Source organism: Isoptericola sp. NPDC055881 (assembly GCF_053615895.1).
Window position 1 is genome coordinate 14,678 of the sequence record NZ_JBSHCR010000035.1, and the last position, 13,136, is coordinate 27,813.

Here is a 13,136-nt window from a genome sequence, read left to right on the forward strand (position 1 = left end):
GTCAGAGGTACGCGGGCAGCTCCGGCTCGGCGTCCAGGACGTGCTCCGCGAGGAACGCCAGCACCACCTGGTACCAGACCTTCGCGTGCTGCGGTGCGAGCACCCAGTGGTTCTCGTCGGGGAAGTACAGGAAGCGGTGCACGGTGCTGCCGTCGTCGTCGGCCGGGAGACCTGACTTCGTGAGCAGCTCCTGCCAGAGGCGCAGCCCCTCCCCGATGGGCACGCGGTAGTCCTTGTCGCCGTGGACCACCAGCATCGGGGTGCGGATGTCGCCCACGTACCGGTGCGGGCTGTGGACCTCCGTCATCTCGGGCGTCATCTCGCGGTTCCAGTAGTACGCGCCGTCCGTGGTGGGGCCGAACTGGTCGAGCGCCCACAGGCTGGCGTGCGTGACGATCGCCCGGAAGCGGTCGGTGTGCCCGGCCACCCAGTTCGCCATGTAGCCGCCGAACGAGCCACCCATGGCGGCGGTCCGTGTCGCGTCGATCTCCGGCAGCGTCTCGACGGCGTCGGTGATCGCCATGAGGTCGGTGAACGGCGCGTCGCCCCAGGCGCCCCAGCCGCGCTGGACGAAGTCCTGGCCGTACCCGGTGGACAGGGCCGGGTCGGGCAGCAGGACGGCGTACCCGCGCGCGACCATCAGCCACGGGTTCCAGCGCCAGCTCCACGCGTTCCACGTGCTCAGCGGCCCGCCGTGGATCCACAGCAGCAGCGGCGCGGGAGCGTCGGCGGAGGCACCGTCGGGGAGCGCGAGCCAGGCGCGGACGCGCACGCCGTCCGCCGTCGTCGTGTCCACCTCGGTGAGGGTCCCCGGAAGCGCGGGTGCGGGGACGGGTCCGCGCAGCGCGTCGGCAGCCACGGGGGTGCGCTCGCCCGGCGCGCCCGTCGCGGCGAAGACGGCGAGGTCGATCCGCACCGGCTCGGACGGCGCGGCGTAGCTGGTGCGCAAGGCGTAGAGCGCGGCGCCGTCGGGCGCGACCTGCACGTCCGTGAACGTCGCGGCGTCGGAGGTGAGCCGCTCCACCGTGACGGGCTCGTCGGCGCCGGGGCCGCCCGGGGCGAACGTCAGCAGGAACAGCGGTCCGCGACCGTCCTCGTCGGCGGTGACCACCAGGCCCGACCCGTCGGGCAGCCACGTGATGGCTCCGGGCCAGCGGTCCCAGTCGTCGGCGAGCACCACGGGCTCGGCGTCGGGGTCGTCGAGCGGGACGAGGCCGAGCCGCACGACCGGCGCCTCCTGCGGCGTCGTGACCGACTCGGACAGGAACGCCACCCAGCGCCCGTCCGCGGAGACGGCCGGGCCGAAGGCGTCGGCGTCCGGGTCGTCTACCAGGGTGCGGCGCTCGCCCGTGGCCGTGTCGACCGCGACGAGCGTGACGCGCACCGCGGCACCCGCGTCACCCACGTTCCACGTCGTGACGAGCGTGGCGCCGTCGGGCGTGAGGTCGGCCTGGTGCTCGTCGAGCTGGCGTCCGGGACCGGTGAGCTGGCGCAGGTCGAGGCGTGCCTCGTCGGCGGTGAGCGGGGCGGCGAACCACCGGACGGCGTCCGGCCCCAGGTCGGAGTCCCAGTGCCGCACCGGGTACCCGACGTGCAGGATCGCGGACAGCTTGCGGTCGGTGCGCTCACCGCGGAGCTTCTCGTCCTCCGGCAGGTCCGCCGCCGCCGGCAGCAGCGGCGCCGCCACGGACACGACGTCGGCCGCCCGCGCCGCCAGCACACCGCTCACCCCACCGGGGGCGGTCGCGACGACCCGCGCCTCGCCGCCGCCCGCGGGCAGCAGCCACAGCGCGGACTTCGGCTCGTCGTCGTCCTTCTCTGCCGCGGGGTCCGGGCGGGCCGACGTGAACAGCACGTCTCCCGAGGCCGCGAACACCGCCGACGACTCGCCCTTGCGGCTGCGCGTGAGCCGCCGCGCCGGGGCGGCGCCCGCGGGGTCGACCTCCCACACGGCCGTCGTCCAGCCGGTGCGCTTCGCGTCGAGCGTCTGGACGGTCGTGACGAGGCGGGAACCGTCCGGGCTGAGCGCGAGCCCGGCGACGCGCGGGAGCTCGAGGTAGTGGTCGAGGTCGTGGAAGGGCGTGGAGGCGTCGTTGTCCTGGATCACCGCCCCGGTCTACCACAGCCCCCGCCGAACAGGTGGTTGTTCACCGAATGAGCGTTCATTCGGTGAACAACCGCCTGTTCGGCCGCCCGATGGGGGTGTCGGGGAACGTCGGATGAACGTTCGCTGAACTTGTTCGCCGGGACGCCCCGTGCGGTTGAGCGGGCGCCTCGTCATCGGGCACGGTCTCGTCGTGAGACCACCGTCGCCCCGCTCCACCCATCAGCCTCCGCTGCCCGCCACCGCCGACCTCGTCGTCGTCGGGGCAGGGATCGTGGGCCTCGCGCACGCGCTGGAGGCGCACGCCCGAGGGCACTCGGTGCTGGTCGTGGAGCGCGACCCGCGGCCCGACGGCGCGTCCGCCCGGCGCAGCGGCCACGTGGCCGTCACGACGCAGGACGCCGCGACCCTCTCGTGCGCGCTCGCGACGCGGGAACGCTGGCTCAAGCTGGGCCGCGAGGCCGGGTTCTGGGTCAAGGACACCGGTGCCGTGGTGGTCGCACGCTCTACCGACGAGCTCGCCGTCCTCGACGACCTGGTGGCCGCCCGCGACGGCGACGCGCAGCTCCTCGACGCCGCCCAGACGACGGAACGGGCCCGCGTGGCCTCGGACGACGTCGTCGGCGGCGCGTTCCTGCCCCTCGACCTGCGGGTCGACGCGCGCGACGCGCTCCGGGCGCTCGCTGCCGCCCTCGACGCCCGCCCCCGGGCCGACGTCGCATGGTCCACGACAGCGCTCACGTTCGAGGCGGGCACCGGGCGCACGCTCGTCCGCACCTCGCGCGGGGAGGTCGTGGCCAGGCGGGTGCTGGTCGCCGTCGGCGCGGACCTCGACCGGTTCTTCCCCGACGAGACCGCGCGCACCGGCCTGCGGCACGACGTCCGCCAGGTCCTGCGCGTCGCGGCGCCGGGACGGGCGCACGACCCGTCCGGCCCCGCCGTCCTGGGCGGGACGACCCTCCTGCGCGACGCCGCCTATGTGCACAGCCCCGCCCTGGCGGACGTGCGCGAGCGCCTGCGCACGCACGCCCCGGAGCTTCTCGACGCGGCCGTCCACCTGGCGTTCACCCCGCACTCGGGCGACGGCTCCCTGCTGCTCGGCACGGCGCGTCGCCCCGACGCGGAGCGCGGCGCCGACACGGCACTCGACCGTGCCCCGGAACGCTCCGAGGCCGCCGACGACCTCCTCCTGCGGGAGGCGGCGGCCCTGCTCGGGCGGCCCGTGGAGGTGCAGCGCCGCTGGGCCGTGCCCGACGTCGTCGTGCCCCGGCCGCGCCGCGGACCGTTCGCCGGCACGCCCTTCGTCGTCGCCGACCCCGCTCCAGGGGTCACCACCGTGACCGTCGCCGACGGGCTGGGAACCACCACCGCGCTCGGTCTCGCCGCGAAGGTCGTCGACGGCCTGCTCTGAGGCCCGGGTAGCACTCCCTACTACCTCGCGGTGGGTCCCACTACCTCGCGGTGATACCGACTACCTCGGCACGCCCCGAACTACCTCGGCACGCCCCGAACTACCTCGCCGCACCTCGAACTACCTCGGCACGCCCCGGACTACCTCGCGGGGGGTTCGACTACCTCGGGGGCTGGGGGTCGTCGCGGTCGGCCATCCGGGCGAGCATGGCGTTGTACTCCTCGAGCTCGGCGTCCCCGTCGCGGTCCGCCTTGCGGTCCCGGCGGCGCGCCTCGCGCTCGTCCGACGTCGTCCACTGGATCGCGACGGCGATCGCGAGCGCCAGCGTCGGCAGCTCGCCGATACCCCACGCCACACCGCCGCCGCGCTGCTGGTCGTCGATCGCGGGCAGGCCCCACGGGCGCCCCATGTTGCCGAACCAGTCGGCCACGAGGAGCGACGTCCCGGTCGTGAGCACGACGCCGAAGAACGCGTGGAACGCCATCGTCGCGAACAGGAGCAGCAGCCGCTGGGGGTAGCCGGGACGCTTCGGCCCGGGGTCGATGCCGACCAGCGCGTTGGCGAACAGGTAGCCCACCAGCGTGAAGTGCACGATCATCCACACGTGCCCGGCGTGGTTGCGCAGCGCGAACTCGAACGCGGGGGTGTAGTAGAACGCGATCATGCCGCCCGCGAAGAGCACGGCGGCCACCACCGGGCGGGCGATGAACTGGCCGAAGCGCGAGTGCACCAGCCCGAGCACCCACTCGCGCGGGCCGCGGCTGCCGTCCTTGCGGGCGGGGATGGCGCGCAGCAGCAGCGTGACCGGCGCGGCGAGCACGAGGAACAGCGGCACCAGCATCGCCAGGACCATGTGCTGCACCATGTGGCCGCTGAAGATCACGTGCCCGTAGACCGCCGGGCCGCCGCTGGTCACCCAGAACATCACGACCATGCCGAGGCACCACGACACGGTCCGTCCCACGGGCCAGCGGTCCCCGCGCCGCGCGAGCCGCAGCGCCCAGCGCACGTAGACGACCAGTCCGGCCACGCACGCGAACGCCAGGAGCGGGTCGAGGCTCCACTCGGTGAACCAGCGCGCCATCGTCGGCTCGGGCGGCAGCGCCTCGCCGGTGAGCTGGAACGCGGGCGAGACGTCCACCGGCACCTCGTCGGGGACGGGCGGGGCGGTGGAGCCCAGCGCCACGGCCACGCCGGAGACCGCACCGATGACGAGCAGCTCGACGGCGAGCAGGCGCCAGAACAGCCGCCGCACGGCGCCCCGCGTGTCCGCCCGCCCGAGGCGGCCCACGACCCACATCCGGTGCGCGAACCCGAACGCGCCGAGCGCCACCATGAGCACGGCCTTCGTGAGCAGGAGCACGCCGTACGGGGTGAGCAGGTCGCCGAACGACTCCATGCGGATCCACGCGTTGGCGATGCCCGAGAGGCCGACGGCGGCGAAGCACCAGCCCGCGACGGGTGAGAAGCGCGCGACGGCGGACGCGGCGGCGCGGCCGTCGTCGTTCCCGTCCCCTCGGGTCAGGACGGCGACGAGCAGCGCCCCCAGGCCCCCCACCCACACGGCGGCCCCGACGAGGTGCAGCAGCATCGCGCCCACGGCGAGCTCGTGGTTGGCGGCGCCCGACGCGTGCCCGGTGGTGGACTGCATGGCCAGCGCGGCGACGGGCAGGGCCGCCGTCCACAGGGCGCCCACCGGCCCGCGGACCGCCATCGCGAGCGCGGACGTCAGCGCCGCGACGACGATGATCGCGAGGTAGAGCTTGCCCAGGTCGAGATCTGTGACGAACTGCGCGAGGCCCTGCCCGAACGCCGGCGAGGAGGGCGCCGTGCCCGAGATGTTGGCGTACCGCAGCACGAGCTGCAGGACGGCGGCCACGGCCCACACGGCGCTGGCGGCGCCGGCCGTGGTGAGCACCCGCGTCTGCGCTCGTCCCGGCGGCAGCAGGCAGGCCGCCGTGAGCAGCGAACCGAGGGTCACGGCCACGCTGAGCTCGGTGAGCACGGTGGTCATGGGCAGGCCGTAGCGCACGACCGCGCCCGGGTCGGTGAACCCGCTCAGCGCGGCGAACGCGCCGGAGTAGGCTCCGCCGACCAGGACGGCGAGGACGGCGACGAGGACGGCTGCGGGACCGGCGGCGACGAGCCACCACGGTCGCGGCGGCACGCTCGGGGTACCGCCCGGCCGCCGGACGGCGGGGGCTGCGGAGGTCACCCGTCCAGCCTAGGGGCGAGTCGGAGCGGCCCGGGCCGCTCCCGGTGTGACGCTGCCGTCTGCCCACCCTTCCCAATCGAACGATTATCGATTAGTCTCCAGGCGTCACGTCCACCGCACGTCACTTCACCGTCGCAGGCAGACCGGGCCGGGCACGCGCAGCAGCGAGCCGGCAGCGGGCGGCGACCCGAGAGGATCAACGATGATCAAGCACCGCACCCTCGCGAGCGTGGGCACCCTCACGGTGGCCGCGCTCGCCCTGACCGGCTGCGCCGGCTCCGACGACGACGGCAGCGCCGGCGGCACCACCGAGGTCAGCCTGCTCGTCAACGTGACCCCGAACCTCACCGAGGAGTTCTGGAACGACCTCGTCAAGCCGTTCGAGGACGCCCACCCCGACATCGACGTCGTCGTCCAGAACCCGGGTGCCGAGGGCGTGGCCGCCGCCCTCCCCCGCCTCCTCACGGCGGGCGACGCCCCCGACGTCGTCCAGTCGATGCCCCCGACCGTCGACCTCGCCCCGGAGCTCGTCGACCTCTCCGGGTACGACTGGGCGAAGACCGGCCCGCTGGCCGACCAGTACTCGATCGACGGCAAGTACTACATGGCCGGGATCGGCTTCCAGCTGCAGAGCCTGTGGTTCTACAACAAGTCCGCGTTCGAGGAGGCCGGCATCAGCGAGGTGCCGACCACCGTCGACGAGCTCACCGCCGACCTCGGCAAGCTCAAGGACGCGGGCTGGACGCCGGTCCAGACCGGCGGCGACTGGATGACGAGCCACTCCCTGCAGGCCCTCGGCCTGCCGTCGATCGTCGGGCAGGACCCGGACTGGTACGCCCACATGAGCGCGGGCGAGGCCACGTTCTCCGACACGTACGGCGACGCCGTCGCCACCTACGCCGACTGGGTCGCGAAGGGCTACGTCCCCAAGGACGCGCTGGGCATCAAGTACCCGGACGCCGAGCAGGCGTTCCTGTCCGGCAAGAGCGCGATCTACCCGATGGGCAGCTGGTTCGCCGGCACCGAGGCCAAGGCGGCGGACAAGCCGGAGATCGGCGTCTTCCGCGCCCCGGCCGTCGACGGCGTCGCCGCCCCCGCGATGGGCGCGAACATCGCGAGCCCTTACTCCATCCTCAAGGCGAGCAAGAACCAGGACGCGGCGGCACAGCTCGTCGAGTTCCTCGTCACCGACAAGACGGCGGTCGCGGACCAGCTCGAGGTCGACGGCAACTTCCGCGACGGCTACGAGTACGAGATGGACGACCTCGGCAAGGAGCTGCTGCAGATCGTGGCGGACACGCCCGCCGAGTCGTACACCCCGACCGGCCAGGGCTACGGCGAGCGCACGCTGCCGACCGGCTACTCGGACGAGATCAACGCCCAGACCCAGGCGCTGATCGGTGGCACGCCGGCCGACAAGGTCGACGCCGCGATGGACGACTGGTTCGCCTCCACCGTGGGCTGACCCACCCCGCCACCCACCCGCCCGGGCGCGGCACAGCCGCCGCGCCCGGGCCCCGCACCGACGACGGAGGCCCCTGCGATGGCAACGGCAACCCTCACGACCGCACCGCGCACGGGCCCGGCGGCGCCCGCGCGCCGGCGCCCCGCGGCGCGCGTGTGGCGCGACCGCGTCCCCGGGATCGTCATGGGCGGCCCGGCCGTCCTGGTGTTCCTCGCGATGTTCATCGTCCCGATGATCCTGGCGTTCGTGCTCAGCCTGACCGACTGGAACGGCTACAGCCTGAGCTTCACCTTCATCGGGTTCGAGAACTACGCGGAGGCGTTCCGCAACCCGCGCACCGTGGACGCGGCGGTCTTCACCGCCGTCGTCGCCTTCGTCGGCACGGTCCTGTGCAACGGGGTGGGCCTCTTCATCGCGGCGCTCATCGCGGGCAACAGCCGCGCGAACACGCTGCTGCGCACGATCTTCTTCTACCCGTACATCATCAGCGCGCTGATCATCGGCTTCCTGTGGTCGGCGATGCTCTCCCCCGAGGGCGCGGTGAACGGCCTGCTGAGCCATCTCGGCGTCGCGCCGGTGCCGTTCCTCACCGAGGTCGCGTTCGCGAAGGCGAGCGTGATCCTCACGATCGTGTGGTCGCACTTCGGCTTCAACATGATCCTGTTCCTGGCGGGCATCAAGTCGGTGCCGACCGAGTACTACGAGGCCGCCACCGTGGACGGCGCCTCGAAGTGGCAGCAGTTCCGCCACGTGACGCTGCCGCTGATCGCCCCCGTGTTCACGGTGAACCTGGTGCTCACGCTGGTGGGGCTGCTCAAGGTCTACGACATCGTCCTGGCCCTGACCGACGGCGGTCCGGCCGCCTCGACCCAGACGATCGTCTACCAGATCCTGCGGGACTCGTTCGCCCAGTCCGAGCTCGGGTTCGGGGCGGCGCAGTCGGTGGTCCTGCTGGTCGTGACGGCGGTGCTGGGCCTCGCGGTGACGTTCGCGCGACGCGGCGCGGAGAAGAAGGTGGCGGACTGATGGCGACGACGACGCAGGCGGCGCAGGCCGCGCAGGCCGTGGCGAGCCGGCCGGGGCAGGCGGGCGGTGCTTCCTCCCCGGGCACGACGACGAACACCGCCTCCGCGCGCCGCCGCCGGCGCGAGCGGCCCGGAGCGGGCACCGTCCTCAAGTGGGTGGTGCTCGGCCTGGGAGCGCTCGTCATGCTGGTGCCGCTCTACATCATGGTGATCAACGCCTTCAAGCCGCAGGACGCGATCATCTCGTCGCCGCTGGCGATCACCCCCGACACGTTCAGCCTGGAGTACCTCCAGGCCGCGCTCACCAGCGAGAAGTTCAACGTGGTGAAGGCGTACGGCATCACGCTGCTGTTCGTGGCGCTGGTCAACGTGTGCGGCATCGCGCTCGCCGCCCCGGTCGCGTACGTCATCGCGCGGGGCCGGTCGAAGTGGCACCTGGGCCTGCTGCTGCTGTTCGTGTCCGGGCTGTTCATCCCCGGCCAGGTGACGCTGATCCCCGTCGTGTTCGTGCTGCGGGTGCTGGGCCTCATCAACACCATCCCCGGCTTCATCCTGTTCGAGACGGCGGCGACGCTGCCGGTGACGATCTTCCTGTTCTCCGCCTACCTGCGCACCGTGCCCCGTGACATCGACGAGGCCGCGGCCCTGGACGGTGCGGGCAAGATCCGGGCGTTCTGGTCGTGCATCTTCCCGATCATGCGGCCGGTCGTGGCGACGATCGTCGTGCTGAACTCGATCAGCGTCTGGAACGACTTCGTCAGCCCGCAGATCATCCTCGGCCCGGGGTCCGGCATCTACACCGTGACGACGGGCGTCTACGCGGCCGTGGGCGAGTTCTCCACCGACTACACGACCGTCTTCCCGACGCTGCTGCTGGCCGTGAGCCCCGCGATCCTGTTCTTCGTCCTCATGCAGCGGCACATCATCGGCGGCCTGGTCGCCGGGGCGACGAAGGGCTGAGCGCCGACATGAGCGAGACGACGGCACCCCGCGTGCCCACGACGCCGTTGCACGACGTCCCCGCCTGGGCCGTGCTCGAACGGCGCCTGTTCGACGCCACCGAGGAGGCCTGGCGGCTCTTCTCCGCCCGGTACACCGGGCCCGACGGCCGCATCCTGCACGCGGGCGGCTTCGAGCACCGCGACGGCGTCGACGACCTGTACGAGCCGTTCTTCAACTGGCCGGCGTTCTACGCCCTCGGCGGCAGCGACGAGATCCTCGCCGCGGCGAAGCACCACTTCGAGGGCGTGACGGCGCAGCTCGCCGAGGCCGGCATGCTCACCGGGGAGTACGAGAACGGGTACGACTGGTTCCACCAGGGCGAGTCGCTGCTGTTCTTCTACCAGCTGTGCGCGGCCGACCCCGGCGACGAGCGGTTCGCCGAGCGCGCCCGCCGGTTCGCCGCCCTGTACACGGACCCGGCGCACGGCAACTACGACCCGGCCCGCAACATCATCACGGCGCCGCACAACGGCGCGCGGGGACCTCTGGAGGGCCTGGGCACGGAGTGGCTCACCTACCCCGCGTCGCTCGACTACATGGAGGCGTACGGGCTGCCGCTGCACGGGCTGCCCGGCATCACGCGATGGGCCGACCTGGCGGACCCGGCGAAGGCGCAGCTCATGGGTGACGAGCTGCAGCGCCGGGCGGCCGGGGACACCGCGGTGAACCTGGCCGCGACGTCCCTGGTCACCAACCGCTGGCTGTACGACGGCGACGCCGCGTCGGCCGCGTGGGTGACGCGGTACGTGGACGGCTGGCGCGAGCGCGCCGCCAGCGGGCTCGCCCCGGGCGGCCTCATGCCGGACAACGTGGCGCCCGACGGCGCCGTCGGCGGCCTGCACGACGGCGCGTGGTACGGCGGCCACTACGGCTGGACCTGGCCGCACGGGCTGCACTCGGTGGGCATGAGCACGCTGATCGGCGCGATCAACGCGTCGTTCGTCTCGGGCGCGACGGCGGGCACCATGCCGGGCGGACGCGACGACGGTCCGCTCGACCTGGTGCGCACCATGCTCGACACGGCGCTGGACCACGCGGTGGTCGCACCCGTCACCGAAACGCCCTTCAGCCTGCGCGGCAGCTGGCTCGAGCGGCTCGGGCCGCACGCCGCGGAGCCCACGACGCTGGTCCCGTACCGGTACGGCGCGGACGGCTGGTTCGACTTCGGCCCGCTCCAGCTCGACCTGCCCACCTGGCTGTGGTGGTGGACGCGCGACGACGCGGACCGCAAACGGCTGGACCGGGTGCTGGACGGCATCCCGGGCTCCGACGAGGTGCGGCCCTTCCGCGACAAGGTGGAGGCGGGCCACGAGGGGCCGTGGCTCGCGTTCCTCGACGGCTCGCTGCCGGACTACCCGGAGCGGGCGCTGTCGATGGCGCTCGGCCAGCTCGCCCGCCGCGTGGCGGTGATGGACGCGGAGCCGGTGGACCCCGAGACCGTGCACCTGCACTTCTGGCAGCGCGCCAACCCGGTCGTCACGGAGGTGCTCGGGCAGCTCGTGACCGGCACCCCGCAGACCCTGTACAACGGCGGGCTGCCGTTCGCGGCGGTCGCGTACACCGACGCCGACCGCCGGCGCCCCGGCCTGCCGCCGGATGTCGCGGCGCTCGTCTGCGGCCTCGACCGCGACGCCGACGGCTCGGGGCGCATCGAGCTGAGCCTCGTCAACCTGTCGCCGACGCACGCCCGCCGCGTGCGGGTGCGGCCGTCGCGGTTCGGCGAGGAGCGCCTCACGGGCGTCGTCACACGGGGCGAGGACGGCGGCGTCTGGCCGGGCCCCTCGACGGCGTCGGCCGGCGTCGCCGGGGCGCGCTCGACCGCCACCGTGCCGCTCGACGCGCCCGACCTGCTCGTCGAGCTGCCGCCCAGCCACCGCGCGGACGTCGTCCTGCTCACCGCGCCTGCCACGACCGCGCCGCGGCACCACCTGCTGCACCACGAAGGAGCCTGACCATGACCCAAGCCCTCACCACCGACGGGATGCCCGCCGACCCGACCGCGGGCCTCGTCCGGCCCGACGTCACGCTGCCGGTCCGCGGCCCGGCGTTCGAGCGGGCGGACGCGGCGGCCGTCGAGCGGCTGGGCCGGGTGTCCTCGGCGACCGCCTGCGCCAAGCTGCACGGCCTCGGCATCCGGCACTCGTTCGTCGAGGGGCCGCGGCCGCTCAAGCCGGGGTACCAGGTGGTCGGCTCCGCCCTCACGCTGCAGTTCATGCCGCAGCGCGAGGACCTCGCGGCCGGCGACGAGCAGGAGTACGTGGAGCGGCACACGGCGCTGTGGCACGTGCTGGAGACCGTGCAGCCCGGCGACGTGCTGGTGGTCCAGGCGTACGGCAGCCGCTTCTCCGGGTGCGTGGGCGACATCCTCGCGCGCTACTTCCAGCGCAAGGGCGGGGCAGGCATGGTCGTCGACGGCCGCATCCGCGACTCCGGGAAGATCCGCGACCTGGGCCTGCCGGTGTGGTCCACCGGCGTCACGCCGCACTACGCCTCGCAGTCCGAGCTGTTCCCGTGGGCCTTCGACGTGCCCGTCGCCGTCGGCGGCGTGCTGTGCATGCCGGGCGACCTCGTCGTCGCCGACGACGACGGCCCCGTCATCGTGCCCCGCGCGATGGCCGACCAGGTGGTCGCCTCCGCGCAGGACCACGAGGAGTGGGAGGGGTTCAGCCGCCTGCGCCTCGACGAGGGCGCGCGCCTGAGCGACTACTACCCGCTGACCCCCGACACGCGAGGGGAGTTCGAGGCATGGCGTTCCGCGCAGGGCTCCGCCCTCTGACGGCGGCCGGCGACGGTGACGGCGGCGGCGCGGACACCGTCGCCGCGTCGTCGTTCGGGCTCGGCTGCGCCCCGATCGGCAACCTGTTCACCCCGGTGGCGCAGGCCGACGCCGAGGCGACGGTCGGCCGCGCGCTGGAGCGCGGGATCCGCTTCTTCGACACGGCGCCGCACTACGGCGCGGGGGTCAGCGAGCAGCGCCTCGGCGCCGCGCTGGCCGGCGTCGACCGCGACACCGTGGTCCTGGCGACGAAGATCGGGCGCACGATCGTCGACGCGGACGGCGCCGCCGTCCCCACCGGCGGCACCGGCACGGGCACCGTGGGCGACCTGAGCCGCGACGGCGTGCTGCGGTCGCTCGAGGGCAGCCTCGCGCGCCTGCGCACCGACCGCGTCGACCTGCTGTACCTGCACGACCCGGAGGACGTGGACGCCGCCCTGCGCGGTGCGCTGCCCGCGCTGCTGGAGCTGCGCGACCAGGGCGTCGTGCGCGCCGTCGGCGTGGGCATGGTGCAGACGGAGCCCGTCGCACGGTTCGTGCGCGAGGCCGCGGGCGTGCTGGACGTCGTCATGCCCGCCGGCCGGGTCACCCTCCTCGACCGCACGGCGCTGGACGACCTGCTGCCCGCCGCCCGCGAGCGCGGCGTCGGGGTGGTCGCCGCGGGGGTGTACAACTCCGGCGTGCTCGCGGACCCGGTCGCCGCGCCGTTCTTCGACTACCACCCCGCGTCGCCCGGGCAGGTGGAGCGCGCGCTGCGCATGGCTGCGGCGTGCGAGGCGGCGGGCGTCGACCTCCCGACCGCGGCCGCGCGCTACCCGCTGCGGGTGCCGGGCGTGGAGGCCGTCGTCGTGGGGGCGCGCACCCCGGGCGAGGTGGACGTCTTCGCCGACGCCGCGGACGCCGTCGTCCCCGAGACCCTGTGGGCCGAGCTCGACGCCGTCGCGGCGCCGACCGCCGTCAGACCGTGACCGTGACCGTGACACCCCCACCCCAGGGTGCCGAACAGGTGGTTACTCACGTTCCCAGCGCTGAGAACGTGAGTAACCACCTGTTCGGCGGGACGGTGGGCGGGGTCGTGGTCCCGCCCCTCCACCAGTGGGTCACCGCGGCCCAGCGGATATACTGGTTACGGGACCGC

The 13,136-nt window shown here is 73.7% G+C and carries 9 protein-coding genes; 7 read left to right on the plus strand and 2 right to left on the minus strand.

Annotated elements, in window-relative coordinates; translation table 11 throughout:
• Position 1: 1 nt before the first annotated feature.
• Positions 2–2,107 carry a prolyl oligopeptidase family serine peptidase gene (locus ACWGKI_RS12155; RefSeq protein ID WP_452187248.1) on the minus strand — a complete coding sequence of 702 codons (2,106 nt, stop codon included), beginning with the start codon at positions 2,105–2,107 and terminating at the stop codon, positions 2–4.
• 190 nt (positions 2,108–2,297) lie between these two features.
• On the opposite strand from ACWGKI_RS12155, the gene ACWGKI_RS12160 reads away from it, so the two are divergent.
• A complete protein-coding gene (locus ACWGKI_RS12160) occupies positions 2,298–3,515 on the plus strand; it encodes an FAD-dependent oxidoreductase (protein WP_452187250.1) in 1,218 nt (405 codons plus the stop codon).
• 160 nt (positions 3,516–3,675) lie between these two features.
• Here the strand turns inward: ACWGKI_RS12160 and ACWGKI_RS12165 are convergent, their stop codons facing one another.
• The gene (locus tag ACWGKI_RS12165; RefSeq protein ID WP_452187252.1) at positions 3,676–5,730 is read right to left on the minus strand and encodes a cytochrome c oxidase assembly protein; all 2,055 of its coding nucleotides are present in this window, start codon (positions 5,728–5,730) and stop codon (positions 3,676–3,678) included.
• Between the two features lie 202 nt (positions 5,731–5,932).
• On the opposite strand from ACWGKI_RS12165, the gene ACWGKI_RS12170 reads away from it, so the two are divergent.
• The 6 genes from ACWGKI_RS12170 to ACWGKI_RS12195 all read left to right on the plus strand — a co-directional run bounded on the left by ACWGKI_RS12170 (position 5,933) and on the right by ACWGKI_RS12195 (position 12,966).
• Positions 5,933–7,195 carry an ABC transporter substrate-binding protein gene (locus ACWGKI_RS12170; RefSeq protein WP_380244983.1) on the plus strand — a complete coding sequence of 421 codons (1,263 nt, stop codon included), beginning with the start codon at positions 5,933–5,935 and terminating at the stop codon, positions 7,193–7,195.
• Positions 7,196–7,273: 78 nt separating this feature from the next.
• Positions 7,274–8,221 (plus strand): carbohydrate ABC transporter permease, encoded by a 948-nt coding sequence (locus tag ACWGKI_RS12175; protein ID WP_452187255.1) that lies wholly within the window; start codon positions 7,274–7,276, stop codon positions 8,219–8,221.
• Positions 8,221–9,180, plus strand: a complete 960-nt coding sequence (locus tag ACWGKI_RS12180; RefSeq protein WP_452187257.1) for a carbohydrate ABC transporter permease — start codon at positions 8,221–8,223, stop codon at positions 9,178–9,180. The genes ACWGKI_RS12175 and ACWGKI_RS12180 overlap by 1 nt, the downstream gene beginning before the upstream one ends.
• Before the next feature lie 8 nt (positions 9,181–9,188).
• Positions 9,189–11,174, plus strand: a complete 1,986-nt coding sequence (locus tag ACWGKI_RS12185; protein WP_452187259.1) for a hypothetical protein — start codon at positions 9,189–9,191, stop codon at positions 11,172–11,174.
• A 2-nt stretch (positions 11,175–11,176) separates the two neighbouring features.
• Positions 11,177–11,998 carry an RraA family protein gene (locus ACWGKI_RS12190; protein ID WP_380245337.1) on the plus strand — a complete coding sequence of 274 codons (822 nt, stop codon included), beginning with the start codon at positions 11,177–11,179 and terminating at the stop codon, positions 11,996–11,998.
• Positions 11,968–12,966, plus strand: coding sequence for an aldo/keto reductase (locus tag ACWGKI_RS12195; protein WP_452187261.1), 999 nt, complete (start codon positions 11,968–11,970; stop codon positions 12,964–12,966). The genes ACWGKI_RS12190 and ACWGKI_RS12195 overlap by 31 nt, the downstream gene beginning before the upstream one ends.
• Positions 12,967–13,136 lie beyond the last annotated feature (170 nt).